This window comes from Flammeovirgaceae bacterium (assembly GCA_015180985.1).
GTDB lineage: Bacteria > Bacteroidota > Bacteroidia > Cytophagales > Cyclobacteriaceae > UBA2336.
In genome coordinates, this window is record CP054185.1 from 1,810,797 (window position 1) to 1,836,402 (window position 25,606).

The window sequence follows — 25,606 nt, forward strand, 5'->3', positions numbered from 1 at the left end:
GAGTTTAGTTGTTAGTTATTCGTTGTTAGTTGTTTGAAGCAGCTTCGCAAATGGCCTTTAGTTTCTTTAACGCACGAGGCCATGCTTCGGTGAAGTAATCTTTGAACTGTGCATTGGAGTCCATTTCCACTTTAACTATCGTTTTACCATTTGCTTCAGTAAATGAATAATCTTCGCGTGAACCTGCCCATTCGTCAACACCCGGGCCGCTGGTAATTTCATTTCCATCGCTCACCATTCCGTAATGTTCAAGTGAAACATATTTGTTGGGTATCAACTCAGCAACCCGGCTCACAATACCTTCGGTTTTACCTTCCTGGTTGGTTCCGATAAAAAGTATTTTTGTGCCTTTTACCCAGTTTCCCTTGTAATGCGATGTGGGGTTGAATTCGGCTGTCCATTTGCGGTACGTTTTATCATCAAGCATTGTATGATAGACCTTTTCGGCAGGGGCATTAATAGTGGTTTCAAAAACAAGTCGCTCAAACTTTGAGGAAAGCTCAACATATTTTTTAAAGTTATCCAGTATCGCCTGCCACCCCGCGCGCTGCATTTCTATGGAGTGAACGCTTTCGGTTTCGAATGTTTCAGACACGGAGGTATAATCTCCATTGGGCGCAAACGTAACAGAAACCTTTCGTCCATCCGACATCGTGTAGTCAATTTTCCGGTGCTCATCCACGCGGGTATAGATTCCGGTAAAGTCAAAACTCATACTTCCGTCACGGGCGGCCATGCGTGAAAGAAATTTACCTCCAACCCGCAAATCGTTTTCGGCATGAGGGGTATGCCAGTCATCCGATGCCTTATTCCATCGGGTAACGTGTTGGGGTAGTGTCCAGAGTGGCCACACTTTTTCTACCGGTGCGTTAATGGTGGCTTGCACGGTAATGGTTGTTTTAGCAGCAGTTTCCATAGTTTAGTTGAGTTTAATTTTTTGACAATGCGTTTTCATCCATGTAAAGTATTTCCCACTGGTGGCCGTCAAGGTCGGCAAAACTGTGGCCGTACATCCAGCCGTGATCCTGCGGTTTCATGTAGGTTGTTCCTCCGGCTTTAACGGCCTTGTTAATCACCTCATCTACTTCAGCCCTGCTGGAAGCATCCAGTGCAATCAGTACTTCGGTATGCCTTCGGGCATCGCAGATTTCTTTTTTTGTGAATGTTTTGAAATAGGGCTCTGTGATTAGCATGGCATAGATGTTTTCGCTGATAACCATACAGGCGGCCTTATCATCGGTAAATTGTGGATTGAATAAAAAACCAAGTGATTTAAAAAAAGTCATCGAATCACCAAGATTTTTTACCGGAAGGTTTACAAAGATTTGTCGAGCCATGATTTTATGGGGTTGCTATTCAATAGGGGTTGGTCATTTTCAAGTATTTCAATGTAGAACCCGAGTCGGTTCAATAACTTAACTACGTCTTCACTATGAATTGGTTCTCTTTTGCTTTTTATCCGCATAACTTTGTCGCAATCTTCTAGATCGAAATTAATGACGTAGGCAGGATACACTTCCTTCAGCAGGGACGAAATCATAAGTGCTTCATGGTGATGGGTGATTTGCGTTTTGAACACTTCAATTTGCATGTGCGATGGGTTAACAATACAAACGTAGCACACAACCAGATACAACAAGGGGTGTAAATCTGCCATTCACGGGGGTTGTTTGCGACAACCTTAACCCTTAGTTTTGATAAAAAACTAAGGATATGAAAACCATTTCCATTTTAGTGCCACGGGGTGCGGTGGCTTTGAGTTGCATTGAGGGTCCGTTTATTCTTTTTAATAAAGCAAACGAGTTTCTGACCAGCGTTGGGCAGCAACCGCTTTTTCAGATTCAGCTGGTAGGCCTGACTCCTGATGCGCAGGTTTACGATCAGTTTTTTACTGTGAAACCGCATACAACCATTGATCAGGTAGAGCATACTGACCTTATTATAATTCCAGCTGTGAACGGAAATTTTACGGAAGTAATTGATACTAACCGCGATTTCCTGCCCTGGATTAAGCGGCAACATGAAAAGGGAGCAGAGGTAGCCAGCCTGTGCGTGGGTGCCTTTTTACTGGCGTCAACCGGTTTACTCAACGGGAAGAAATGTTCAACGCACTGGAGTGCCGTTGATACGTTCCGCGAAATGTTTCCGGACGTGGAACTTGTCTCTGATCGCGTAATAACGGATGAGCAAGGCGTGTATTCCAGCGGAGGGGCAAGTTCGTTCTGGAATTTGTTGCTTTACCTTTTGGAAAAATACACCAACAGGGAAATGGCTATTTTGTTCTCAAAATATTACGCTATTGAAATTGACCGGTATACGCAATCTCCTTTTATCATTTTCCAGGGCCAAAAGGAGCACAAGGATCCGGTAATCCGCAAAGCTCAGGAGTTTATTGAAGCCAATTACCAGGAAAAGATAAGTGTGGAGCAGTTGGCCAGCATGTTTGCGCTGGGGCGCAGAAACCTGGAACGCAGGTTTAAGAAAGCCACTTCCAATTCAGTAATTGAATACCTGCAACGTGTGAAGATAGAAGCGGCCAAAAAGAGTCTTGAGATTTCGCATGAGAATGTAACTGAGGTCATGTATAAAGTGGGTTATTCCGATGCAAAAGCTTTTCGTGATGTTTTTAAAAAAGTTACCGGCATGACGCCCCTGGAATACCGTAAGAAGTACAACGCAGCAGAAGCAACAGCCGCTTAATATGAGCGTACCTGATCTACCTGCGTTTAGTGAAAAATCGAAGCGGCTTTCAAAGGAAAATCAAAAATTTCTGTTGAAACTGAAGGATAAAAATCCCCGCAAAGTAGATGACGTATTTCACCGCCTGCACGATGAGGTATTTGAACAAACCGATTGCCTTGCCTGTGCCAATTGCTGTAAAACCACAAGCCCGATTTTTTACCAAACCGATATTGAACGTGTCGCAAAGTCATTACGGATGAAGCCCGGTGATTTTGTAAAAAAATACCTTCGTGTAGATGAAGACAATGATTTAGTGCTGCAATCAACACCTTGCCCCTTTCTGCTTGCTGATAACCGTTGTAAAATATACACGGATCGGCCTAAAGCCTGCCGGGAGTATCCGCACACCAACCGGAAAAAGATGGTTCAGATTATGGATTTGACACACAGGAATACGCTGGTTTGCCCCGCGGTTTTGGAAATGGTAGAGCAGTTTAAAAGATTGAGCCTTGAATTCTGAACCTTAAATTTTGAATAATGAACCTTATCAAAAGCGCATTAATTATTGTATCGGTGCTGGTTGCGGGTTTACCGTACGTTTCGGGCCAAACCCGGGCGCGCGATCTGGGCATTACCATCGGAGTGCTGCCCACCGGTAAACTGAATGCGATAACCGATGTTACGGGTGTAAAGGTTGGGCACACCACGCTGGTAGCGGGCAGTACAGTTCGTACAGGGGTTACTGCTATTTTGCCGCATGATGGAAACATATTCCAGGAAAAAGTACCGGCAGCCATTTTTGTAGGTAACGGATTCGGAAAGCTTGCAGGCAGTACACAGGTAAAGGAACTTGGCAATATTGAAACACCCATTATACTCACCAATACATTATGTGTTTCCACAGGAATCGAAGCTGTTATCGAGTACACGCTAAATCAAAAAGGAAATGAGCATGTGCAGTCGGTAAATGCCGTAGTTGGTGAGACTAATGATGGATATTTGAATGACATCCGCGGCAGGCATGTAAGCCGTCAGCATGTGCTGGATGCGCTTTCATCCGCATCCGGTGGTTCGGTGAGGGAAGGAAATGTTGGTGCAGGTACGGGCACGGTATGCTTCGGCTTTAAAGGCGGTATCGGTACGTCATCGCGGGTACTTCCAAAAAGCCTGGGCGGTTATACAGTAGGCGTGCTGGTACAAACCAACTTTGGCGGTGTTTTGCAGATTGATGGTGCCCCGGTAGGGGAAGAGTTGAAAAAATTTTACCTGCGGGATCAACTTACCGAAAAAGCTGATGGCTCCTGCATAATTGTAGTGGCTACCGATGCACCGCTGGATGCGCGTAACCTGGAGCGGCTTGCGCAGCGTGCCATGATGGGCTTAGCTAAAACCGGAGGTATTGGCAGCAACGGCAGCGGTGATTATGTGATAAGTTTTTCAACGAACCCGCAGGTGAGGATTAAGCACGAAAAGGCGGGCTTATCGGATACAACGGTTTATGTGCGCAACGATGCCATGTCACCTTTGTTTATGGCTACCATTGAAGCAACTGAGGAGGCGATCATTAATTCATTAATTGGTGCTGAAACAATGACGGGAAAAGACGGGCGAAAAGCAGAAGCATTACCTCGCCAGGAGGTTCTTGCAATTTTGAGGAAATATGGTGCGGTGAAAAATTAAAAAAGTGGCCGTTTTGATTCGGCCACCTGGTTATAATCGTTTAAGCTACCTGTGCTGCCAGCTTTTGCGAGAGTACCGATTTAGGCACTGCGCCCACTTGCTTATCAACAACCTGGCCGTTTTTAAACACCAGTAAGGTTGGAATAGAGCGGATGCCGAATTTGGCTGCGGTCTGCGGGTTTTCATCCACATTCAGTTTAGCCACCACGGCTTTGCCATCGTAGTCGCCAGCCAGTTCTTCCACAATAGGGCCAATCATCTTACAAGGTCCGCACCATTCGGCCCAAAAGTCAACCAATACGGGCTTATCGGTTTTTACAATCTGATCAAAATTGGAGTCGTTGAGTTCAATCGTTTTTCCCATGATAATAATGTTGTGAATTTATGTCAGTTTTAAAGTTCTGCTGTTTCCAACACAAAGGTAGAAGAATTTGTTCCATCTTCTGCAGGTTCAGGTACGGGTTCAGTAACAAGGGTATCCGCAAGCCAGCGTAACCCGGTCTTGTCGGAAATTATCCCGATTTCACCTAGTTTTTTAAATGCCTGGATAACCGCATTGGAAGCATTAACCCGGTAGGTGCGCGACAGTAATTCGGTTTGGATGGACTCCTGTTCGTCCAGGACATATAAATGAAAGGAGGATTTTCCCGGATTCTTTTTAACGGTTTCTTCAATTGTTAGTATAAGTTCCGGGTTAATAGCCTGCAAGGGTAGTTTTAGAGCAATACCCTGCACGCGTTTTTCGGCCAGGTCATGCAGGTTTTCGATGTTGCGTATCTGGAACTCCAGATTCATGTTTCCCCAGTTGTTTCGTTGGACAGCGCCTTCAACAAACAGAAACCACCCTTGCGACATGAAGTCTTTGTATTTCCGGTATTGATCGCCAAACAAGGTAAAGGTGAAATTTCCCGAGTAATCCTCCAGGGTAAATTTGCCGAAAGGCCTTCCGGTTTTAGTCATCCGGTGTTCTACCGAAGTAACAATACCACATACTTTCTTTTCCTGGTTTTCAATTTTTTCAAGGTCGGCAAGCTGGCCGCACATGGAGTTGCAAAAGGCACTAATCTCAAAGCGGAAATTATCCAGCGGATGCCCCGAGATGTAAATGCCGATAACCTCTTTTTCCAGGTTAAGCTTTTCCAGTTCACTAAACGGTTCAATGGCATCCACTTTAGGCTTGGGCATGGCTGTGCCGGTAGCTGCGCCAAACAAACTTACCTGTGCGCTGAGTTCCTCCTGCTGCGATTTACCCGCATACTTAATGGCTTTTTCAATCAGGCTGGGTTCTCCATTGTTAGAATATATGTACTGCCTTCGGTGGATGCCCTGGAAGCAATCGAAAGCCCCGGAGAGCGCAAAGCACTCAAAGGTTTTTTTATTTACGGCACGCTGGTTAACCCGTTTGGCAAAATCAAAAATGTCTTCAAACGGGCCGCGGGCATCGCGTTCCTGGATGATGGCTTCAACGGCTGCTTCACCGGCTCCTTTAATGGCTCCAAGGCCGAAACGAATTTCACCCTGTTGGTTAACGGCAAAATAAACCCCCGATTCATTTACATGCGGCCCCAGTACCTTAATGCCCATGTTGCGGCATTCTTCGATAAAAAACGTAACCTTATCCAGGTTGCTTTGCGAGTGGGTGAGTACGGCAGCCATATACTCGGCCGGGTAGTTGGCCTTGAGGTAGGCCGTTTGGTAAGCCACCAAAGAATAGCAGGTGGAGTGCGATTTGTTGAATGCATACTGGGCAAAGGCCTCCCAGTCGCTCCAGATTTTTTCGCACGTTGCCTGCGGATGACCGTTTGCCTTACAGCCTTCGATGAATTTGTCCTTCATCTTGTCCAGCACACTCTTTTGCTTTTTGCCCATGGCTTTGCGCAAAATGTCGGCATCGCCTTTGCTAAAACCGGCCAGTTTTTGCGAGAGCAGCATAACCTGCTCCTGGTAAACAGTAATGCCATACGTTTCAGCCAGGTATTCCTGCATTTCGGGCAGGTCAAATTTCATGGCCTGTTGCCCGCGTTTGCGTGCAATAAATTCCGGGATGTACTCCATTGGTCCGGGCCGGTAGAGGGCATTCATGGCAATCAGGTCTTCAAACTTATCGGGCTTGAGTTGCCTCAGGTATTTTTGCATGCCGGCACTTTCAAACTGAAACGTGCCGGTGGTTTCACCGCGCTGGTAAAGTTGATAAGTCTTTTCATCATCCAGCGGTATGGCCTCTATATCAATCTCAATACCCTTGCTTTTCTTAATGTTTTTTAAAGCCGTTTTTATAATCGTAAGGGTGGTGAGGCCAAGAAAATCCATTTTCAACAATCCGGCACTTTCAACCACGCTGTTATCAAACTGGGTAACCAGCATGGCGGAGTCTTTGGCGGTTGAAACCGGCACAAAGCTGGCCAGCTCATCGGGTGTGATGATTACACCACAGGCGTGGGTTCCGGTATTGCGAACTGAGCCTTCTATAACCTCAGCCTGCCTCAATACCTCGGCACGCAGGTCGTTTCCTTTCCGGATATTGTCCAGATCTTTGATTTCTGTAAAGGCAGCATCCAGCGTTGTGCCGGGCCGTTCAGGAACCATTTTGGCCAGCAGGTTTGCCTCCGACAGGGGTAGGTCCATTACCCGCGCACAATCGCGAATGGAGGATTTTGCGGCCATGGTGCCATACGTAATAATTTGAGCAACCTGCTCTTTGCCGTACTTCTCAATTACATATTGAAGTACCTTCTCGCGTCCTTCATCGTCAAAGTCAATATCAATATCGGGAAGAGAAACCCGGTCGGGGTTAAGAAAACGCTCGAACAGCAAGTCGTACTGAATAGGGTCAACATTGGTAATACCGGTGCAATAGGCTACCACCGAACCGGCTGCTGAGCCGCGGCCTGGGCCAACCGAAACACCCATTTCGCGTGCTTTCGTGGTGAGGTCCTGTACAATCAGAAAATAGCCGGGGTAACCGGTTTTGCGGATGGTTTCCAGTTCAAATTCAATCCGGTCTTTTATTTCCGGACTAAGTTCATCGTAGCGTTTTTTTGCACCCTCGTATGTCAGGTGCCGTAAGTAATCATCTTCTGTTTTAAAGCCCGGGGGTATCTCAAATTTCGGAAGCACCACCTGGCGTTCCAGGGTGTAAGCTTCAACCTTATCAATTATTTCAGTAATAGTGTGGACGGACTCCGGTAAATCGCGGAAGATGGATTTCATTTCCTCCTGCGATTTGAAGTAGTATTCATCGTTAGGCAGCCCGTAACGAAAGCCCCTGCCCGATCCTTTCGGGGTATTTAGTTTTTCATTTTCACCAATGCATACGAGAACATCCTGTGCTTTGGCTTCGTGCTTTTCAAGGTAGAAAACTTCATTGGCGGCAAAATACTTAACGCCATATTTTGTTGCGAAGCGCAGCAGAACCTCGTTTACATGGTCTTCCTCTGCAAGGCCATGGCGATTAAGCTCAATGTAAAAATCACTACCAAATAAACGATGCCACCATTGAAATGCTTCTTCGGCTTGCCGTTCGCCTACATGAAGAATAAGGTGCGGAATTTCACTGTTCAGGTTTCCGGTGGTGGCAATGAGATTGTTGTGGTATTGCGAAACCAGTTCTTTATCAATGCGTGGATACATACCGTACAAACCTTCGGTGAAGCCGAGTGAACAAAGGCGCGCAAGATTATGATATCCGGTTTTGTTTTTTGCCAGCAACACCTGCTGGTAGCGCTTGTCGGGGTTGTCTTTAGTAAATTTTAGTTTCTTCCGTTCTTCAGCCAGGTAAAATTCGCATCCCACAATGGCTTTAATCCCAAGCGCATGGGCTTCGCTTACAAACTTAAATGCACCGTACATATTGCCCAGGTCGGTTAGGGCTACAGCCGGCATCCTGAGATCGGCCGCCAGTTTAACCAGCGACTTGATGTCTGGTGTGGCTTGCAGTACGGAGAATTGTGAGTGCACGTGCAGGTGACAGTACGCGCTTTCAATAGCCGGTTCTGATTCACCGGTAAGAGAGTAACCCGCCTGTTTTACTTTCTCGCGCTTAGCAAAGTTTGCCGTTTCCAGGTCGGGTTCTTCGTAGTCAATTTCTGTTACCGGAGTTTCATCAACTGGCGCGATAACTTTTTTTGTTATTAACCCGAAAAAGCAGCGGGCTGTGGCGGCTACATCGTAGGCAGCATCATGCGCATCGTTAAAACCTTTTCCAAAGAGTTTCTCGTGCAGTTCGAGCAGGCGCGGCATTTTCAGTTTGCCGCCAATACCGCCACTGAGCTGGCAGAATTCAATGGAGGCGATTCCGGTATCTGTCTTCCGGAGCTCAAGTATTTTTCGGGGGTCAAGGTCTCTGCGGATAAATTCCGCCCCGATGATGTTGATATCAAACTCAATATTATGCCCTACTAACATGGTAGCTTGGCCAACATCTGATAGAAATTGAGCCAATACGGCATCCAGTTCAGTACCCTCTTCCAAAGCACGTTTGGTTGAAATGCCGTGCACCTGCTCGGCCTTAAACGGGATGTTAAAGCCATCGGGCCGGATGATAAAATTCTGTTGCGAAAGAAGTTTACCCCGGTTGTCATGCAGTTGCCAGGCCAGTTGTACCAGTCGCGGCCAGTTTTCCAGATCGGTTAACGGAGCAGTTTTATTGTGCGGAACACCGGTAGTTTCCGTGTCAAAAATCAGGTACATCAGTAATTAAAAAGTGGTAGTGGTTTACAGCGTAAAAATAGGCTATTGGTTAGTTATTTCAATTTGGTTCATTTTGGAATATTAGTTCAATATTGGGAATTTAATCCGTTTTTAGTTCAACTCTGTTATATGTAAATAATTGACTATCAAACATTTAATTTTTCAGGCCTGAAATTAGCCTTACAGCATTAACCATTTTTTAAGTAAGATGAAGCAGTTCATGAAGGCGGTAATGAATTTTATCAGGCGCGAGTGGTTCTTGTTTGTTGTACTTGGCACCATAGCAGTTATTTTTCTCCTGTTCGAAGTTTTTTTTGCCTGATAACGATTTTGTTTCCTGTTCAACAAACATTGTTTGGTAATTCTTCGGGAGGTATTTTGCATGACTTAATTGCAAGTAAGTCATGAATTGGTTTATCCGTTTTTTAACCAGTAGCCTCGGAAGAAAATTAGTCATGGCCCTCACCGGCCTTTTTCTCATTCTTTTCCTTGCTGTGCATTTAACCGGTAATCTTCAATTACTGAAGAATGATGGTGGCCGGGCATTTAACATCTATGCCGAGTTTATGAGCACCAATCCGCTCATTCAATTCATTTCCAAAGGAAATTTTGCTTTCATTCTCATACACGTTCTGCTTTCTTTTTACCTCACCATTCAGAACCGCAAAGCGCGTGGATCGGAGCGTTATGCGGTAACCTCCGGCAAATCTTCAATTTGGGCATCTCGCAATATGGGCATCCTTGGAACCTTGATTTTGATTTTTATTGTCATCCACCTGAAAGATTTTTGGGCGCAGATGCACTTTGGCTCGGTAGCTACAGTTGATTACGATGGCCATCAGGTGCGCGATCTGGCCGGCCTTGTGGATTACTGGTTCGCTAAAGAATGGTACGTTGCCGTTTACGTATTCTGCATGGTTGCATTGGCGTTTCACTTGTGGCACGGCTTTATCAGTGCCTTTCAAACATTGGGCTTAAACCACCTAAAATATAATTCGCTTATCAGTTTTGTAGGCAAAGCGTTCGCGCTGATTGTTCCGGCACTGTTTGCCTGGATACCCATTGCCATGTACTTCAACATTTAATCGCTTAACTTGTTTGTACCGATATGAAGTTAGATTCCAAAATTCCTGAAGGGCCGCTTGCGGAAAAATGGACGAAACACAAGTTCAACCTGAAGTTGGTTAACCCGGCCAACAAAAGGAAATATGATATTATCGTAGTGGGTACCGGTTTGGCCGGAGCATCGGCAGCCGCTTCGTTGGCCGAATTAGGATATAATGTAAAAACATTTTGTTTTCAGGACAGCCCCCGCAGAGCACACAGCATTGCGGCACAGGGCGGTATCAACGCTGCAAAAAATTACCAGAACGATGGCGATAGTGTGTATCGGTTGTTTTATGATACCATAAAAGGAGGCGACTACCGGGCCCGCGAAGGCAATGTTTATCGCCTGGCCGAAGTAAGCGTAAACATAATCGATCAGTGTGTGGCGCAAGGTGTACCCTTTGCCCGCGAATATGGCGGCTTGCTGGCCAACCGATCATTTGGAGGCGCACAGGTATCGCGCACATTTTATGCCCGGGGCCAAACCGGCCAGCAGTTGTTGCTGGGTGCTTATTCGGCCATGAACCGCCAGATTGCCAACGGTAAGGTTAAATCATACACCCGAACCGAAATGCTGGATGTGGTGCTGGTTGATGGTAAAGCCCGCGGTATCATCACCCGCGATCTGGTAACCGGAAAGATTGAAGCGCATAGCGCTCACGCAGTATTGTTATGTACGGGCGGTTACGGTAACGTATTTTATCTCTCAACCAATGCCAAAGGCTCCAATGTAACGGCCGCCTGGCGCGCCCATAAAAAAGGGGCGTTGTTTGGTAATCCGTGTTTCACTCAAATTCATCCTACGTGCATTCCGGTTTCGGGCGACCATCAATCCAAACTCACACTGATGTCAGAATCACTTCGTAACGATGGGCGCGTGTGGGTGCCCAAGGTAGCCGTTAAAGGATTGAAGGCCAGCGATGCGGTAAAGATTGCCGAAGCCGATAGAGATTATTTCCTCGAAAGGCGTTACCCTTCGTTTGGTAACCTGGTTCCCCGCGATGTGGCCTCGCGCAATGCAAAATATGTTTGCGATGAAGGCCGCGGAGTAGGCTCTACCGGCCTGGCGGTTTTTCTCGACTTCTCCGATGCCATTAAACGCGATGGCCGCAACGTAATTGAAGCCAAATACGGCAACCTGTTCGATATGTATAAGCAAATCACAGGCGATGACCCGTATGAAGTACCCATGATGATTTACCCGGCCGTTCATTACACCATGGGCGGACTATGGGTAGACTATAACCTGATGACTACCGTACCCGGATTATATGCACTGGGCGAAGCAAACTTCTCTGACCATGGTGCTAACCGGCTGGGCGCCAGTGCCCTGATGCAGGGACTGGCCGATGGGTATTTTGTAATACCCTATACCATTGGCGATTACCTGGCCGGTATGCCGTATGAGAAAGTAAGTACTGACAGGCCCGAGTTTAAAGAAGCTATACAACAGGTGAGCGACCGGATAGCAAAATTGCTGAACATAAAAGGCAAGAAAACCGTGGACGAATTTCACCGTGAATTAGGTCTCACCATGTGGGAATATTGTGGCATGTCGCGGAATGAAGCAGGCTTGAAAATAGCCAAGAAGAAAATTCAGGAATTGCGGGCGGAATTCTGGCAAAATGTAAATGTATTGGGTAGTGGTAATGAACTGAATATGGAATTGGAAAAAGCCAACCGCGTTGCTGATTTTATGGAACTTGGTGAGTTGATGGTTGATGATGCCCTCAACCGCAGCGAGTCGTGTGGCGGGCACTTCCGTGAAGAATCGGCTACTGAAGACGGTGAAGCCAAACGTAGAGATGATGAGTTTGCTTACGTGGCCGCTTGGGAATACAAAGGCGATAACCAGCCTGAAGTGCTGCACAAAGAAGAATTGCGATTTGAAAATGTAAAACTTACCCAACGTAGTTATAAATAAGTATGGAGCTTACGCTGAAGATCTGGAGGCAAAAAGGCCCGCATGACAAAGGGGGTTTTAAAACCTACAAGCACACCCACGTTTCACCCGATATGTCGTTTCTCGAAATGCTGGATGTGCTCAATACCGAGTTAATTAAAAAAGGAGAGGAGCCTGTCCACTTCGACCATGATTGCCGCGAGGGTATCTGTGGCATGTGCAGCCTGTACATTAACGGCCGGCCGCACGGTCCGCTGCAAACCACCACGTGTCAGTTGCACATGCGCTCGTTTAAGGATGGCGAAACCATTACCATTGAACCCTGGCGGGCAAAGCCATTCCCTATAATTAAAGACCTTGTGGTTGACAGAACGGCTTTTGACCGGATCCAACAGGCTGGCGGATATATTTCGGTGAATACGGGTGGCGTACCCGATGGCAACGAAATACCCATACCCAAAAAAATTGCTGATGAAGCAATGGACGCAGCAACCTGCATCGGTTGCGGGGCGTGTGTGGCCGCTTGTAAAAATGCTTCGGCCATGCTTTTTGTCAGTGCTAAAGTGTCGCAGTATGCCCTGCTCCCCCAGGGTAAACCCGAACGGAAAGAACGTGTTGAACGCATGGTGGCCCAAATGGATGCCGAGGGCTTTGGTGCATGTACCAATACCCGCGCCTGTGAGGCGGAATGCCCTAAAGGAATTAGTGTTACCAATATTGCACGCTTAAACAGGGAGTATTACTCGGCCATGATGAGCTCGTATGAAATTGCCTCCAAAGGAGGCGGTGACTAAGAGCTATCGGTAATTATCGCAGATATTTTCGGATTCGCTTTGCGTAATAGGGTGGCAGTTGCCCTTCGGCTTGATATTTTTCCACCAGTCTGAAATATTTTTTTACCGTATAGGGTGTTAGCAGAATGTATTGCGCACCCAGATTAATTCCACTCGCTATCATGCCCATTGCACCAAGCAGGGGTATCAGGAAACTAATATCTTCCTGTCCTTCGGAAGGAGGCGCGTTACCGGCCATAACAAGGCCGGTAACAAGCACTACAGATGAAACGCCAAACACTATCCAGTTGGTTTTCATATTCAGCCCGATGTAGCGTTCAATTTCACTGGTTGTATGCGGGCCAATGATTTGTTGTCGTTTTGCCAGGAACAAGGTAGCCAGAGCCCGTGTAGTGTCATCATACGCGGCAAGGTAAATGCGCTCGTATTTTTTTAAACGAATGGTACCAGACGAGTCGGTTTGAGAAAAAACGGAAGACAACGGAAGCAACAAAAGAGTGATTGCGGTAAAGAAACGCAAGGTTTTCATTGCTTTTGCCGGATAATACTACTCGCTTTTACAAACTCCGAACTCAATGCGGCTTCTGCCCGAATCGTTGATGTGGGCGCTGCCAATGTTACCGCCTGCCAGGATGATATCGCGGTCAGGGCCGGAGTCAGCCAGGTGTACCTTTATGCAGGCGTTTAATGCAATAAGCGCCTCGTAGGTTATGGGCGTTTCATCGGCCAGCATTTCCAGGGTGGTTTCGCTCGTACCGGTGTTTCCTTTAACCGGATTCAACAGCGCAGCTATTTCCGCATCCGGTGTTGCAATATCGCCTAAATGCAGGTGCACCGGGTGCAGGAGGTTTCCTTCTGTTCCCGAAAGGGTAACTACAATTTGTGCTGCTCCATCCTTTCGTTCTTTAATGGTAACGCTACCGCTTACCGGGTACACCGAACCGGCTTGCAGGGCATAGGTAACTTCATTTCCGGTTAAATTGCTCAGGGCATTTTCGTTCTCCTGACAGGCCGTAAATGCACTCAACAACACAAAAACCCATAATTTTCTCATAATCGTGATGTCCATAACCGATTCAATTTAATACAGACTCTCTAAATTCTAAACAGATTTGGCCTTAGATTTGTCTTCACTGATTAAACGTTCTGAATGAATCCGATTTTACAACGCAGTTTCTGGTTAAAAAATTTTAGGTTGGTTTGCTTTTTTAGTGTGCTGCTTAACCCCTCCTGCAGCCCAAAGGTTCAGCAGCCAGTGGATACGCGGCCAGCCTGGTTAAAGGGTGAATCGGCCCAACGCGGTTACTATACCGGAGTAGGTCATAGCGTTAAGGACGGTACCAATAATTATGTGCAGGCAGCCAAAAAAAGCGCACTGGACGACCTCGTTTCACAGATTAAAGTAACTGTTTCAAGTACGTCAATCCTCAGCACATTCGAAGAAAACCGGAGTAACTTTAAAGAGACCTATGAGCAGATTATACAAACGTCTGTTGCCGATGAGCTGGAAGAGTTTGAACTGGTTGGCAGTTGGGAAGATGAGCGCAACTATTGGGTTTATTACCGCTTGTCGGTGGCGCGCTACCGCGAGATAAAAGAAGAACAAAAGCGCAATGCGGTTCTGCTGGCAACCGACTTTCTGAAAAAAGCCCGCGCCTCAGAAGCCGCAAAAGAGTATCTTCAAGCCCTTGGTTTTTATTTCCAGTCCTTCCGAAGTGTTGAAAAATACCTGGCTGAAGCCATTCCGGTAACTGTTGATGGCCAGGAGTTTCTTCTAACCAACGAAGTGTATGCCTCCATTCAAAAAATTCTCAATACTATTCAACTGCGTATTGAACCGGCCGAACTACAGGTTAACCGAAGGGTCAACCTGAAGGAACAGCCTCTTACTGTAAAAGCAACCTTCATGGAGGACAATAAACCAGTTTCCATGCTGCCACTACAAGCTGCGTTCGATAAAGGTGCAGGCGATGTTTTTCCGGATTACAAAACCGATGAGAGCGGGACAGCCAAAATACTGGTTACAAAAATCGCAAGCCGTGAACTGGAACAGACGGTGGCTGTTAAAGTGAACATTGACGCCATTAGTGGCTCCAGTTCAACCATCTATAACCTGGTGGCCAAAACATTAAATGTACCGGTTACCAAGGTGCTGCTCAAAGTGCAACGCCCCGTGGTGTACATGGTGGCCGAAGAAAAGAGCCTCGGTACAGCCCGTAATAACAACCAGTTAAGCAACAAGCTTAAAAACCTGCTGGCTAATAACGGATTTGAGTTTACTAATGATAAATCGGCAGCCGATCTGATGTTTGAAGTGCAGGCCGATTCGGAAAGAGGCTCGGTGAGCGGAAGTATTTACATCACTTTCCTTACAGGAGTCATCAAAGTTTCGGCTGTTCGCGAAGGAAAGGAGATTTATGCTACAACCCTGGACCGCATAAAGGGCTACGGCCTTGATTATGAGCGCTCCAGCCAGGATGCCTATAACAAAGCGCTCGAAACCCTTGAAAAGGAGCGGATGGCTGAATTATTGAACACGATTCTTCAGTAAAAATTGATGATTTTGAAAGAAATTCGATGGATTATTTAAATCTAAATGTTCTGCTCGTAAATTGGTCTTAAAATTGCCACAGTAAATACATTAACCAACTACTTATTTGATTATGAAAAAACTGACCTATTCTTCCGTGTTCCTTTTTGCACTGGCCGGTGCGGTGATGATCGGCTGTAAAGGAAAGGAAAAACTTCCGAAGGGTGAAGTTGAAGTGAACATACCCTGCTCCGGTCCGGATTATTTTACCAACAACAAATTTTTCCGGGCTAATTCGCTGGGCGAAAGTATGGACCTGGTGGCATCCAAAAAGAAAGCCATGGATAATGCCCGTGCCGAACTGGCTGCAAGCATTCAGTCAACCGTAAAAACCGTTACGGATAATTACCTGAATTCGCGGGAGTTCAATAACAAGGAAGAACTCGAAGAACGATTTGAACAACTCAATCGCACCATTGTTAACCAAACCCTTAGCGGGATAAAAACAATCTGCGAGAAGCAGGTTAAGACAGACAAAGGCAACTTTAAAACCTATGTGGCCATTGAATTATCAGCGGCCGACATTGTTTCGAAGTATAATGAAAGCCTTTCGAAGGAAGAGCGCCTGAAGATTGATTACGACTACGAGAAATTTAAAGAGACATTCGATAAAGAAATGGAAAAAATGGGGAACAGGTAATCCGATTCTCTCAATAAATACTCCGAGCCCTGGCGGTTGCCGTCAGGGTTTTTTAGTTAGTATGATAATGATTGTCAGAATTCCGCATTTCCCGGGTACCTCGGGAATGGAATTACATCACGTATGTTCGTCATGCCGGTAACAAACTGAATCAGCCGCTCAAAGCCCAATCCGAAACCGCTGTGCGGTGCTGAACCGAATTTGCGCAGTTCCAGGTACCACCATAAATCCTTTTCGGGCAGGTTCAGTTCTTTAATACGCTTCAACAGGTTATCGTACCGTTCTTCGCGCTGCGAGCCTCCTATAATTTCGCCAATACCCGGAAACAAAATATCCATTGCGGCAACCGTTTTGCCATCTTCGTTTTGCCGCATATAAAAGGCTTTAATACCGGCCGGGTAGTTGTAAAGGATAACCGGCTTTTTAAAATGTTTCTCCACCAGGTAACGCTCATGTTCCGATTGCAGGTCGGCACCCCACTGGTCGATGAGGTATTGAAATTTTTTCTTTTTGTTAGGATTGGAGTTTCTTAATATATCTATGGCCTCGGTGTAGGTAAGCCGTTGAAAATCATTCTGAACAACAAATTTCAGCCGGTCAATCAGTCCCAGTTCGCTGCGTTGTTCCTGGGGTTTACTCATCTCCTCTTCCTGTGCGCGCTTGTTAAGAAACTCCAGATCTTCAGCACAGTTTTCCAGTGCATACCGGCACAGGTATTTTAGAAAAGCTTCAGCCAGTTCCATGTTGTCGTGGATGTCGTAAAATGCCATTTCGGGTTCTACCATCCAGAACTCGGCAAGGTGGCGAGTGGTATTTGAATTTTCAGCCCGGAACGTGGGGCCGAACGTGTAAGTTTCTGAAAGCGCCAGCGCATAGGTTTCTACCTCCAGTTGACCAGAAACAGTTAGGTTGGTCTCTTTTCCAAAAAAGTCTTCTTTAAAGTCAATGTTGCCGGCCTCGTCTTTCGGAAGCTTATTTAAATTCAGTGTGGTAACCTTAAACATATCGCCTGCGCCTTCGGCATCGGACCCGGTAATGATGGGTGTGTGGATGTAGAAGAAGCCTCGTTCATTGAAAAATTGGTGAATTGCAAAAGCCATGGCATGCCGCACACGCATCACAGCGCTAATGGTGTTGGTGCGCGAGCGCAGGTGAGCAATTTCGCGCAGAAACTCCAGGGAGTGTTTCTTTGGCTGAAGCGGGTATTTTTCCGGGTCACAATCACCTAAAACTTCAATTGCCTTCACCTTGACTTCTACCGGTTGCCCCTTTGCAGGCGAAGGAACCAGGGTTCCGGTAACGGAAATGCAGGCACCTGTAGTAATCCGTTTTAAAGTAGCATCATCGGTAGCTGTATAGTCAACAACCGCCTGCAGGTTGTTGATGGTGGAACCGTCATTAATTGAGATAAACTGATTATTCCGGAACGTTCGCACCCACCCCATAACCACAACCTCCCGGCCATCGGGCACTGCTTGAAGTAAATCGCTGATTTTTGTACGCCTCATACCCTGTTTTATCCGTGTGAGTTCAGGCCGCAAAAAAAGGTATTTTAAAACTCTTATCAAAAACCAGCAAGAATCTTAAACCGGTACCCGGGTTTTCATGAACGCCATGAATTAATACCTTTGCCTATATTGTTTTTGAATGGTGGATTGATGCAGAAACTTGGATTAAGCCAAACGTTACAACAAAAACTGTCGCCCCAGCAGATACAGTTTATTAAACTATTGCAGGTGCCAACGGCCGAGCTGGAAAGCCGCATTGAGGAGGAACTGGAGATAAACCCTGCTTTGGAAGAAGGCTCCGATGAGCCGGTTGATGAAAAGCCCGGAAGTGAAGAGGAATACCAGGAAACTTCGGGGAGTGAGGATGAAATTGATATAAAAGATTACCTGCGCGATGACGACTATGCCGGGTATAAAATGCAGGCCGATGGGGGAGGCGATGAAGATGAAGACGATCGTGAAATGCCCATCCCCATGGCTACCAGCCTGCATGAACAACTGATGACCCAATTGGGGTACCTGGGCCTTGATGAACGACAACAGGCCATTGGCAAACAACTTATCGGCAGCATCGAAGCCGATGGGTACATCCGCAGGGAACTGGAAGCCATCGTAAACGACCTGGCCTTTTCGCAAGGTATTGAAACTACCGTAGAGGAAGTCGAGAGTATTTTAAAAAAGATTCAAACGTTTGATCCGCCCGGCATTGCCGCGCGCGATTTACGCGAGTGTTTGTTGCTTCAACTGGATCGTATGGATAACGGTCGCGATGTGGATGTAGCCGTGGCAAAAAAGATTATTGCAGAGTGCTATGACGAGTTTACCAAAAAGCATTACCAGAAAATTCAGAAAAAGCTGGGCACCGAAGATGAAGACTTTGTTCGCGATGCCGTTGAACTGATTGTGAAGCTAAACCCCAAACCCGGAGGGGGCGGCTCGGCCGGTATGGTAAAAAATCAATACATTATTCCGGATTTTATCCTTACCAACAATAACGGCAAGCTTGAACTGGCCCTTAACTCGCGCAATGCACCTGAACTGCGCATCAGCCGGTCATACACCGAAATGTTCAAGGCCTACGATAAAAGCGATAAAAAAGATAAAAAGCTGAAGGAAGCTGTTACGTTTGTTAAACAAAAACTGGATTCGGCCAAATGGTTTATTGATGCTATTAAGCAGCGTCAACAAACCCTGCTGAAAACCATGCGTGCCATTGTTGATTTTCAGTACGAATTTTTTCTCGAAGGGGATGAAACCAAGCTGAAGCCGATGATCCTGAAGGATATTGCCAACATGATTGGCATGGATATTTCCACGGTTTCGCGGGTGGCCAGCAGCAAGAGCATACAAACCGATTTTGGTATTTACCCGCTGAAATATTTTTTCTCCGAAGGCATTTCAACCGATTCAGGCGAGGAGGTGAGCAGCCGGGAAGTGAAGCAAATTATCAAAGAAATAATCGAGAAGGAGGACAAAAGCAAGCCGCTCTCTGACGATAAGCTTGAAAAAATGCTTAATGAAAAAGGGTACAACATTGCCAGGCGCACGGTAGCCAAGTATCGCGAACAACTGAATATACCGGTGGCCCGTTTGCGTAAAGAATTGTAAGGTGAATACACTGGCAAAAGGTTTTTCTTACCTGTTTCATCCGCTGCTTATTCCATCGGGTTTATTCGGGCTATTGGCGGTTTACTTTCCACCGGCTTTGTACCCGATCAAAATGGAAACGCAACAGCATTTTGTATTATTTGTAGGCGTAATAACGTTTTTACTGCCCGGTGTTAATTTGCTGTTCTTCCGGCAATTCGGGGTAATACGGTCTTTTTCAATGATCAGCCGCGAAGAACGGGTAACGCCTTTTCTGTTTATTACCTTACTTTACCTGGCCGGTACCTTTATGTTTTATTACAAAACGCGCATTGGCCTTCAGGATAACGTGTTTAAACTGTTACTGGTGGTTGATGCCCTGGTGCTGGTTTCATTTTTTATTACACTGGTGTATAAAGCCAGCATTCACAGCCTGGCCGTTTCGGGTGTACTGGGTATTTTATTGCCGCTAACCAAAGCCGCGGAAGATGGAAGTTTGTTTATTCCTTTTTTAATTGCCTTGCTGGTGGCAGGCGCCATCATGTCGGCCCGGCTGCAATTAAACGCCCACACGCCACGCCAGATTTTGGTTGGTGCTATAGCCGGATTTACCACAGCATTTACAGCTATGCTAATTTTATTTTAATCAATTTCGTAACCATGAATGCATTTAACTTTATCAAATACGAAGTTGCCGATGGGGTGGCCACCATTACATTGAATCGGCCTGACGTTTACAATGCACTGAACGATGAAATTACTTTTGAGCTGCAGGATGCATTGAAAGCAGTAGCGAAAGACGACAAGGTACGCGTGGTAGTGCTTACCGGTGAAGGCAAGGCTTTTTGTTCAGGCCAGGATTTGAAAGCCGCCTCCGGTAATCAAAAGCGGTCTTTTTTACAATCGCTCCATAAGCGTTACAATCCGATTATCCGCGCCATGCGTGCATTACCCAAACCGATTATTTGCCGGTTAAACGGAGTAGCTGCCGGTGCCGGCTGTTCGCTGGCGCTTGCGTGCGATATGATTGTAGCATCAGAAGAGGCAACCTTAATTGAAGTATTCATCAACATCGGGTTGGTGCCGGATTCGGGTAGCTCGTACTTTCTTCCGCGCTTAACCGGAATGGCCAAGGCGTTTGAACTTTGCGCCATGGGCAGCCGGGTAAAAGCGGGCGAGGCCCTGGCCCTAGGCTTGGTAAACAAGGTAGTTCCACACGAAAAACTGGATGAAACCGTTAAGGAATACACCGATTATTTTGCTAAAGCACCAACCAAAGCCATAGGTCTGATTAAAAAGATGCTTGCCAAATCGGCAACATCAACACTGGATGAAATGCTGGATTATGAAGCCTACTGCCAGGAAATTGCCGGCAGCACACAGGATTACCGTGAAGGTGTTCAGGCATTTCTTGAGAAACGGAAACCTGATTTTTCTGGTAAGTAACTTAAAAGCTAACCAGCGAAAGCGTAATGGTGTAATTTGAGGTTGCCGTACCATCTGGTCCTTTTCCGGCTTTAAACAAATCGCTGAAGTTGTAGTAAAAAGAAAGGTACACGTTGCCAACGCCAACGCGACCGTAAGCGCCATAGCGAAACTGGTTCAGGTTAAAATCCTGGCGGTCTTTTAATTTTTTCACTTCGCCATCCTCCCGGTACTTTAACTTAGTTTGGGCATTCAGTAAAACACCAAACCGGCCTCCAATAGCAGCTTTAAAACTTTTTGCCGGGTCGTTAGGGTTGGCTGTAAAACGGAATTCGATGGGTACATCCACATAGTTTGTAATAAACATGGATTTGGTAGCCGCCCGTGTTGTATCGCCATATAAAACTGCGCCTGAACTAATAAACCGGGTGTTACCTGAGGCATCAATGTGGAGGGTTGGCGTGCTTACCTTGATGGTATCATTACTGAATCGTTTTACAAAGGATTGCAATTTGTAACGTTCCAACCCGAACCCAATACCAGAGTGAACACTCCATTGTGATGAGCCGAATTGTTTATCGTATTGATAATAGAGGTTGAGCGTGCGCGAACCCCAGAAACCTTTATTTAAATCCTGGGGCGGCCGGGTAAACCAGTTAAAGCCGTATTCCACCATGAACGTACCGGGTATATCAGGTCGGCCTTTACGTTTTTTTTCAGGTTCGAGTTGCGCAAAGGTTATTACTGCCATAACCCCGAACAAAACAGTGGTTGCAAGCTTCTTAAGCATCAGTACAGGTTTTACCAAGTCCCAAAAATAGGTTTTTTGCGGTGGGGTGCAAAAGTGTGTTTTTGGCCGGGCCATATATTTTTTTACATTTGCACTCCTTTTTTACCGCACTCGTAGCTCAACTGAATAGAGCACTTGACTACGGATCAAGAGGTTCGGGGTTTGAATCCCTGCGAGTGCACATCAACAATCCCGGTTATCGAACGATGGCCGGGATTTGTTATTTTCAATTTCTATGTATTTCGTTTATGTGATTAAGAGCAAGGTGGATGGTCGCCTGTACAAGGGCATGACTGAAGATTTACAAAAACGGCTTGCTTTGCACAATGCGGGAAAAGTAAGATCTACAAAAGGGTATCGGACATGGGAGTTGGTTTATGTTGAAAAGTATTCAAAAAAGGAAGATGCGCGGGCCCGTGAGTTGTTTTTAACGAGTATGCAGCATATCTCAATGCTGCCCATTATACCGACAGGTTTATTGGTGAACTCTGGAATTACCTGCAAAGCGATGTACAATATAAGGATAAAACAACAATCATCATTACAACAGACCATGGACGGGGTGTGGATACGGAAAACTGGAAGCATCACGGCATTAAGGTTCCGGAAGCTGACCAGATCTGGATGGCTGTTATCGGGCCGGATACCAGGCCCATAGGAGAGGTTCGTACCCAGGGTCAGTTGTTTCAGAAACAAATTGCAAAAACCGTTGCTGCATTTTTGGGGCTTGCATTTAATGTTGCAAATGAAAGTTCGGGACCGGTGGAATCAATGTTAGCCGGCAGGTAACAACACCGATACTGAATCAGTTGCTTTGGTATTAGCTTCTGAAACTTTTCTTAACAGCAGCAGGTTCTTGTAAAAGTAGAATAACTATCGGTATACAATAACGTAACACCTGAAAGGTAGCTTTGTGTTTGGGTAAATTAAAATTCCGTAAATGAGGTTTTATTACCTCATTTCAATCTTCGTTTTAATTGCAGTTCTCTCATACCCACAGGAACTGAAAACAAAAAATGTCATCTTGGTTACTTTAGATGGAGTTCGTTGGCAGGAAATACCAAGCCGGTTGGCGATGTAATTGATGTACTGTTTTACACTCCTGAATACCGTGCCGCCCTGTCGGCTACCAGCAACAGGTAATTCCATTTAATGTAAACGGAACCACACGGGCATCACCATTTTAACGGTTACCGGGGTACCGCGTTGTTTGCCCGGTTCCCACCGGGTTAAAGCCACCACACGGGCCGCTTCGGCATCACAGCCGCTTCCAATTCCTTTAATCACCTTTACATTCGATACATTACCGGCTTTGTCAATAATAAATTCAACAAACACTTTTCCTTGTGTTCCATTTCGTTGAGCCAGTTTGGGATAGTGTATGGCTTTTGACAGGAACGTGTAAAAATGCTGATAGCCGCCAACCGGTTGGGGCATCTTTTCTACAATCAGAAATGTGTCAACAACGGGTTCGGGTGCCGTTAGTACGATTGGGGTAATACTGGTTTCAGCCGGGAGTTCAGATGGAATTAGCGAAAAGGTGTCAGCCTCGAATGGATTATCTGTACCTTTTGTTTGATTCAGATCGATAACCTGAACTTTTTTAACCGGTTTTGGGATAGCCTCCGTTTTTTCAACTATCAAGGGTGATTCAAGAATAATCCCAACAGGTTCGGTTGTTGTAAATCGACAGCTTGTTACGGGTTGTTTTTTTGCTTTCCACTGAAAGGCCATGGCTATCAGGGCAAGGCTGATGATTAAGCCGCTGGACAGGAGTGCCGGATAAAGCCGGTGCACATCCTTTGAAGGATTCTTTTTCGGTACCATAGGTCAGGTAGTTATTAACTACCCAATTCTATGTTTCATGAGAAGTCACTGAATACGACTGATTTATTTTTTTGAAGTGCAATTCACTGCGTTGCTTGCCTTCCCAGCGGATAACAATGAATAACAAAATGAGAAGAAACAGGATAATCAGGAAATAAGTAAACACCCGCAGCACGCGCTTCAGGCGTATTTCTTTATCGTGCTGGCGCATTAATTCCGAGTAGTTGCGGTGGCGCGCTATGCGCCCGCTGCTCATCTGTTGTCTGCGTAACCGTATTTCATTTCTTCCCATCGTACTTAATGCTAAGGTTAAAATTTTTGCGCAGCCGGTCCAGAGCCCGGTAGGTGCGCATTTTTGCCCCGCTTTCGGTTATGTTCAGGATGAATGCGATTTCTTTGAAATCTTTATCCTCAAAAAACCGCAATTCCAACACCTCCAGCATATCGGTGGGCAATTCTTTTAAATAATTAAGCAAACGCTGCATTAGTTCTTCATCCCATCCTTCTGAAGTTATTTCAATCAGCTCGCGTATCTTCACTTCTTCAATGGAAAAAACGCGCGTCTTTTTCTTGTTACGGTAATGCTTGTTTACTTCGTTGGCCGCAATGCGGTAAAACCAGCTGGATACGGGCACGCCCCTGTACTCAAACCGGTGGCTGTTTTTAAGTGCATTCAGAAAGGTTTGCGAGCATAAGTCGGCCGTCAGTTCCTCATCATCGGTTTGGCGGTAAATAAAATTAAAGATCCGGTCGTAGTACTTTTCGTACAATTCGCCAAACGCTTCGGGTTTTTTAGCCGATTGTTTAAGAATGGCGTATTCATGCCGTATTTCGTCATCGGATAACAAAGTGCCGAATTTTAAATTTCGTAATCCATTTACAATCTTTTCGTCACATAACAATATTACGGCTTCTTCATTTTGTTTTGTTACATATTACGGTAATTTGAGGGAAAAATTTAGTCAGCGCATATCCCCGGCATCATGTTATCTCGCTTTTATTTATGCATCGCCTTTCTTTTTTTGTCAGGCTGCCAGCCTGATGATACCAGTGAAACGCTGCGCGTACAGGTACTTGATGCCGATAAAAATTTTAACCGGATGGCCCAGGAGAAGGGTGTTGCTGAAGCGTTTGTTTTTTATGCCGATGAAAATGTAGTAAAGCCAACAGCAGGGCAACAACCTGTAGTAGGTAAATTTGCCCTGATGGAATCGTTTAAGAAAAACCCGCCCGGTAATACAAAACTTTTGTGGACTCCGCTGAAGGCCGAAGCGAGCGGCAGGTTGGGGTATACCCTGGGCAGCTATACCGTACATACCAAAACCCCTGATGGACAACGTGATACAATACTTTATGGAATGTACGTGTCCATCTGGAAGCGTAAAAATGACGGCAGCTGGCGGTATGTTTTCGACACGGGCAATCCTACGCCAGGTCCTGCTGTACTTAATTAGTCTGAAAGGAGTTAAATAGAAGACAAACTTTTTTCCGGTACAAGCACCGGTAATGAAGCGGGATTAATTTTGATTTCAAATTTTAAGTCTGCTCCGCAAGGCTCACCATCAACATGAAAGGGTACAGGTTTGCTGGTTTGCAGCACCAGGTTTCGTACCGGTTCACTCCGGTAGGTGGTGTTGTTTTGCAGGGTGCGGGTAAAAAGCCGGTATGCAAAGGGTACACTTTTATACAATGGAATTTTCTTTATGGAAACCAGGTGCAGCAGCTTATCGGTTACCGAGGCACCCGGTGATACGCGGGCGTTGTTTCCGTATTGCGATGAGTTCGCTATTGCGATAATTAAATTTTGTTTTAGTTCTTCTTCAGTATCGTTTTGAATACGGGATGCTTCAAAGGCAGCAAAGCGGATATACTCACTAATCACAAAGCGGGCATACCCCCAGAAGCCCCGTTTTTTATTTTCACCAAACAGGTTAGCCACGTGGCCGTCAAACCCGATGCCCGATACATTCACCGATAAGCGGTTATTCAGATTAAACGTATCCATCAGTATGGTTTTGCTGTTGAATAGTGCCTGCAGGGCTTCTTCCAAATTCATTGGTATGCCCAGATGACGTGCCAGCCCGTTACCAGAACCTTTGGGTAAAATACCCAGGGGTGTTTTTGAATGCAGTAAACCCTGGGCGATTTCGTTTACAGTGCCGTCACCGCCAACAGCAATTACAGCATCGTATTTTCCAATGGCTTCTTTGGCCAGGTCAGTGGCATGCCCGCGACAGGTTGTAAATTGAATCGTACATTCAGCCTGGTGCTGTTCGCACGCGGTAAGAATTTTTCCTTCCAGTTTCGGCCGTAAACCCGAGCCTGAAAATTTGTTGATAATGAATAATAGCTTGTTAAATTCGCTCATGCGGAAAGGCCAGCAA

General features: G+C 45.9%; 25 protein-coding genes, 1 tRNA gene and 1 pseudogene. 15 read left to right on the plus strand and 12 right to left on the minus strand.

The genetic code is table 11. The features are described from left to right. Positions 1-25: 25 nt before the first annotated feature. Positions 26-916 carry an SRPBCC domain-containing protein gene (locus tag HRU69_08525; GenBank protein QOI97531.1) on the minus strand — a complete coding sequence of 297 codons (891 nt, stop codon included), beginning with the start codon at positions 914-916 and terminating at the stop codon, positions 26-28. 13 nt (positions 917-929) lie between these two features. Continuing rightward, a complete protein-coding gene (locus HRU69_08530) occupies positions 930-1,337 on the minus strand; it encodes a VOC family protein (protein ID QOI97532.1) in 408 nt (135 codons plus the stop codon). A 376-nt stretch (positions 1,338-1,713) separates the two neighbouring features. On the opposite strand from HRU69_08530, the gene HRU69_08535 reads away from it, so the two are divergent. The 3 genes from HRU69_08535 to HRU69_08545 are packed head-to-tail and all read left to right on the plus strand — an operon-like array spanning position 1,714 to position 4,362. Next, entirely contained in the window at positions 1,714-2,700 is a 987-nt protein-coding gene (locus HRU69_08535) for a helix-turn-helix domain-containing protein (protein QOI97533.1), read from the plus strand. A 1-nt stretch (position 2,701) separates the two neighbouring features. Continuing rightward, the gene (locus tag HRU69_08540) at positions 2,702-3,202 is read left to right on the plus strand and encodes a YkgJ family cysteine cluster protein (GenBank protein QOI97534.1); all 501 of its coding nucleotides are present in this window, start codon (positions 2,702-2,704) and stop codon (positions 3,200-3,202) included. A gap of 17 nt (positions 3,203-3,219) precedes the next feature. Then, a complete protein-coding gene (locus HRU69_08545; GenBank protein QOI97535.1) occupies positions 3,220-4,362 on the plus strand; it encodes a P1 family peptidase in 1,143 nt (380 codons plus the stop codon). A gap of 40 nt (positions 4,363-4,402) precedes the next feature. On the opposite strand, the gene trxA is transcribed toward HRU69_08545, so the two are convergent. After that, on the minus strand, positions 4,403-4,726 hold the full coding sequence (gene trxA / locus HRU69_08550) for a thioredoxin (GenBank protein QOI97536.1): 324 nt from the start codon (positions 4,724-4,726) through the stop codon (positions 4,403-4,405). A 29-nt stretch (positions 4,727-4,755) separates the two neighbouring features. Then, a complete protein-coding gene (gene dnaE / locus HRU69_08555; protein QOI97537.1) occupies positions 4,756-9,051 on the minus strand; it encodes a DNA polymerase III subunit alpha in 4,296 nt (1,431 codons plus the stop codon). A gap of 404 nt (positions 9,052-9,455) precedes the next feature. On the opposite strand from dnaE, the gene HRU69_08560 reads away from it, so the two are divergent. From HRU69_08560 to HRU69_08570, 3 genes are read left to right on the plus strand one after another with little or no spacing between them, the layout of a single operon-like run. Then, entirely contained in the window at positions 9,456-10,136 is a 681-nt protein-coding gene (locus HRU69_08560; protein ID QOI97538.1) for a succinate dehydrogenase cytochrome b subunit, read from the plus strand. Positions 10,137-10,159: 23 nt separating this feature from the next. Beyond that, positions 10,160-12,082 (plus strand): fumarate reductase/succinate dehydrogenase flavoprotein subunit, encoded by a 1,923-nt coding sequence (locus HRU69_08565; protein QOI97539.1) that lies wholly within the window; start codon positions 10,160-10,162, stop codon positions 12,080-12,082. Positions 12,083-12,084: 2 nt separating this feature from the next. After that, on the plus strand, positions 12,085-12,855 hold the full coding sequence (locus HRU69_08570) for a succinate dehydrogenase/fumarate reductase iron-sulfur subunit (GenBank protein ID QOI97540.1): 771 nt from the start codon (positions 12,085-12,087) through the stop codon (positions 12,853-12,855). A gap of 13 nt (positions 12,856-12,868) precedes the next feature. On the opposite strand, the gene HRU69_08575 is transcribed toward HRU69_08570, so the two are convergent. Continuing rightward, a complete protein-coding gene (locus tag HRU69_08575) occupies positions 12,869-13,384 on the minus strand; it encodes a hypothetical protein (protein QOI97541.1) in 516 nt (171 codons plus the stop codon). A gap of 18 nt (positions 13,385-13,402) precedes the next feature. Continuing rightward, the gene (locus HRU69_08580; GenBank protein QOI97542.1) at positions 13,403-13,924 is read right to left on the minus strand and encodes a hypothetical protein; all 522 of its coding nucleotides are present in this window, start codon (positions 13,922-13,924) and stop codon (positions 13,403-13,405) included. Positions 13,925-14,005: 81 nt separating this feature from the next. Here HRU69_08580 and HRU69_08585 point away from each other — a divergent pair, with 81 nt between their 5' ends. Next, on the plus strand, positions 14,006-15,406 hold the full coding sequence (locus HRU69_08585; protein QOI97543.1) for an LPP20 family lipoprotein: 1,401 nt from the start codon (positions 14,006-14,008) through the stop codon (positions 15,404-15,406). Between the two features lie 112 nt (positions 15,407-15,518). Then, positions 15,519-16,085, plus strand: a complete 567-nt coding sequence (locus HRU69_08590) for an LPP20 family lipoprotein (GenBank protein ID QOI97544.1) — start codon at positions 15,519-15,521, stop codon at positions 16,083-16,085. Between the two features lie 74 nt (positions 16,086-16,159). On the opposite strand, the gene asnS is transcribed toward HRU69_08590, so the two are convergent. Beyond that, entirely contained in the window at positions 16,160-17,593 is a 1,434-nt protein-coding gene (asnS, locus tag HRU69_08595) for an asparagine--tRNA ligase (protein QOI97545.1), read from the minus strand. 150 nt (positions 17,594-17,743) lie between these two features. Here asnS and rpoN point away from each other — a divergent pair, with 150 nt between their 5' ends. From rpoN to HRU69_08610, 3 genes are read left to right on the plus strand one after another with little or no spacing between them, the layout of a single operon-like run. Next, positions 17,744-19,201, plus strand: coding sequence for an RNA polymerase factor sigma-54 (gene rpoN, locus HRU69_08600; GenBank protein QOI97546.1), 1,458 nt, complete (start codon positions 17,744-17,746; stop codon positions 19,199-19,201). Between the two features lies 1 nt (position 19,202). Continuing rightward, entirely contained in the window at positions 19,203-19,826 is a 624-nt protein-coding gene (locus tag HRU69_08605) for a hypothetical protein (GenBank protein QOI97547.1), read from the plus strand. 14 nt (positions 19,827-19,840) lie between these two features. Next, the gene (locus HRU69_08610; protein QOI97548.1) at positions 19,841-20,626 is read left to right on the plus strand and encodes an enoyl-CoA hydratase/isomerase family protein; all 786 of its coding nucleotides are present in this window, start codon (positions 19,841-19,843) and stop codon (positions 20,624-20,626) included. Position 20,627: 1 nt separating this feature from the next. Here HRU69_08610 and HRU69_08615 read toward each other — a convergent pair whose 3' ends face one another. Continuing rightward, positions 20,628-21,395 (minus strand): hypothetical protein, encoded by a 768-nt coding sequence (locus tag HRU69_08615; GenBank protein ID QOI97549.1) that lies wholly within the window; start codon positions 21,393-21,395, stop codon positions 20,628-20,630. A gap of 107 nt (positions 21,396-21,502) precedes the next feature. On the opposite strand from HRU69_08615, the gene HRU69_08620 reads away from it, so the two are divergent. The 3 genes and pseudogenes from HRU69_08620 to HRU69_08630 all read left to right on the plus strand — a co-directional run bounded on the left by HRU69_08620 (position 21,503) and on the right by HRU69_08630 (position 22,184). Continuing rightward, a tRNA-Arg gene (locus tag HRU69_08620) sits at positions 21,503-21,576 on the plus strand. Between the two features lie 54 nt (positions 21,577-21,630). Beyond that, a pseudogene (locus HRU69_08625) lies at positions 21,631-21,831 on the plus strand (GIY-YIG nuclease family protein). A gap of 41 nt (positions 21,832-21,872) precedes the next feature. Beyond that, positions 21,873-22,184, plus strand: coding sequence for a hypothetical protein (locus HRU69_08630; protein ID QOI98872.1), 312 nt, complete (start codon positions 21,873-21,875; stop codon positions 22,182-22,184). A 360-nt stretch (positions 22,185-22,544) separates the two neighbouring features. On the opposite strand, the gene HRU69_08635 is transcribed toward HRU69_08630, so the two are convergent. From HRU69_08635 to HRU69_08645, 3 genes are read right to left on the minus strand one after another with little or no spacing between them, the layout of a single operon-like run. Continuing rightward, complete coding sequence (locus tag HRU69_08635) at positions 22,545-23,222, minus strand: energy transducer TonB (protein QOI97550.1); 678 nt, start codon at positions 23,220-23,222, stop codon at positions 22,545-22,547. Positions 23,223-23,250: 28 nt separating this feature from the next. Continuing rightward, positions 23,251-23,514 carry a hypothetical protein gene (locus HRU69_08640; protein ID QOI97551.1) on the minus strand — a complete coding sequence of 88 codons (264 nt, stop codon included), beginning with the start codon at positions 23,512-23,514 and terminating at the stop codon, positions 23,251-23,253. Continuing rightward, positions 23,501-24,124: a sigma-70 family RNA polymerase sigma factor gene (locus HRU69_08645; protein QOI97552.1), complete on the minus strand. Its 624-nt coding sequence runs from the start codon at positions 24,122-24,124 to the stop codon at positions 23,501-23,503. Before HRU69_08645 ends, HRU69_08640 begins: the two co-directional genes overlap by 14 nt. Positions 24,125-24,205: 81 nt before the next feature. Here HRU69_08645 and HRU69_08650 point away from each other — a divergent pair, with 81 nt between their 5' ends. Then, positions 24,206-24,676, plus strand: a complete 471-nt coding sequence (locus tag HRU69_08650) for a nuclear transport factor 2 family protein (protein ID QOI97553.1) — start codon at positions 24,206-24,208, stop codon at positions 24,674-24,676. 11 nt (positions 24,677-24,687) lie between these two features. On the opposite strand, the gene HRU69_08655 is transcribed toward HRU69_08650, so the two are convergent. Continuing rightward, positions 24,688-25,590, minus strand: coding sequence for a diacylglycerol kinase family lipid kinase (locus HRU69_08655; protein QOI97554.1), 903 nt, complete (start codon positions 25,588-25,590; stop codon positions 24,688-24,690). Positions 25,591-25,606 lie beyond the last annotated feature (16 nt).

Coding starts and splice junctions, on each gene's coding strand:
- HRU69_08525 (QOI97531.1), bottom strand. CDS start 916: ATGGAAACTGCTGCTAAAACAACCATTACCGTGCAAGCCACCATTAAC.
- HRU69_08530 (QOI97532.1), bottom strand. CDS start 1,337: ATGGCTCGACAAATCTTTGTAAACCTTCCGGTAAAAAATCTTGGTGAT.
- HRU69_08535 (QOI97533.1), top strand. CDS start 1,714: ATGAAAACCATTTCCATTTTAGTGCCACGGGGTGCGGTGGCTTTGAGT.
- HRU69_08540 (QOI97534.1), top strand. CDS start 2,702: ATGAGCGTACCTGATCTACCTGCGTTTAGTGAAAAATCGAAGCGGCTT.
- HRU69_08545 (QOI97535.1), top strand. CDS start 3,220: ATGAACCTTATCAAAAGCGCATTAATTATTGTATCGGTGCTGGTTGCG.
- trxA (QOI97536.1), bottom strand. CDS start 4,726: ATGGGAAAAACGATTGAACTCAACGACTCCAATTTTGATCAGATTGTA.
- dnaE (QOI97537.1), bottom strand. CDS start 9,051: ATGTACCTGATTTTTGACACGGAAACTACCGGTGTTCCGCACAATAAA.
- HRU69_08560 (QOI97538.1), top strand. CDS start 9,456: ATGAATTGGTTTATCCGTTTTTTAACCAGTAGCCTCGGAAGAAAATTA.
- HRU69_08565 (QOI97539.1), top strand. CDS start 10,160: ATGAAGTTAGATTCCAAAATTCCTGAAGGGCCGCTTGCGGAAAAATGG.
- HRU69_08570 (QOI97540.1), top strand. CDS start 12,085: ATGGAGCTTACGCTGAAGATCTGGAGGCAAAAAGGCCCGCATGACAAA.
- HRU69_08575 (QOI97541.1), bottom strand. CDS start 13,384: ATGAAAACCTTGCGTTTCTTTACCGCAATCACTCTTTTGTTGCTTCCG.
- HRU69_08580 (QOI97542.1), bottom strand. CDS start 13,924: ATGGACATCACGATTATGAGAAAATTATGGGTTTTTGTGTTGTTGAGT.
- HRU69_08585 (QOI97543.1), top strand. CDS start 14,006: ATGAATCCGATTTTACAACGCAGTTTCTGGTTAAAAAATTTTAGGTTG.
- HRU69_08590 (QOI97544.1), top strand. CDS start 15,519: ATGAAAAAACTGACCTATTCTTCCGTGTTCCTTTTTGCACTGGCCGGT.
- asnS (QOI97545.1), bottom strand. CDS start 17,593: ATGAGGCGTACAAAAATCAGCGATTTACTTCAAGCAGTGCCCGATGGC.
- rpoN (QOI97546.1), top strand. CDS start 17,744: ATGCAGAAACTTGGATTAAGCCAAACGTTACAACAAAAACTGTCGCCC.
- HRU69_08610 (QOI97548.1), top strand. CDS start 19,841: ATGAATGCATTTAACTTTATCAAATACGAAGTTGCCGATGGGGTGGCC.
- HRU69_08615 (QOI97549.1), bottom strand. CDS start 21,395: ATGCTTAAGAAGCTTGCAACCACTGTTTTGTTCGGGGTTATGGCAGTA.
- HRU69_08635 (QOI97550.1), bottom strand. CDS start 23,222: ATGGTACCGAAAAAGAATCCTTCAAAGGATGTGCACCGGCTTTATCCG.
- HRU69_08640 (QOI97551.1), bottom strand. CDS start 23,514: ATGGGAAGAAATGAAATACGGTTACGCAGACAACAGATGAGCAGCGGG.
- HRU69_08650 (QOI97553.1), top strand. CDS start 24,206: ATGTTATCTCGCTTTTATTTATGCATCGCCTTTCTTTTTTTGTCAGGC.
- HRU69_08655 (QOI97554.1), bottom strand. CDS start 25,590: ATGAGCGAATTTAACAAGCTATTATTCATTATCAACAAATTTTCAGGC.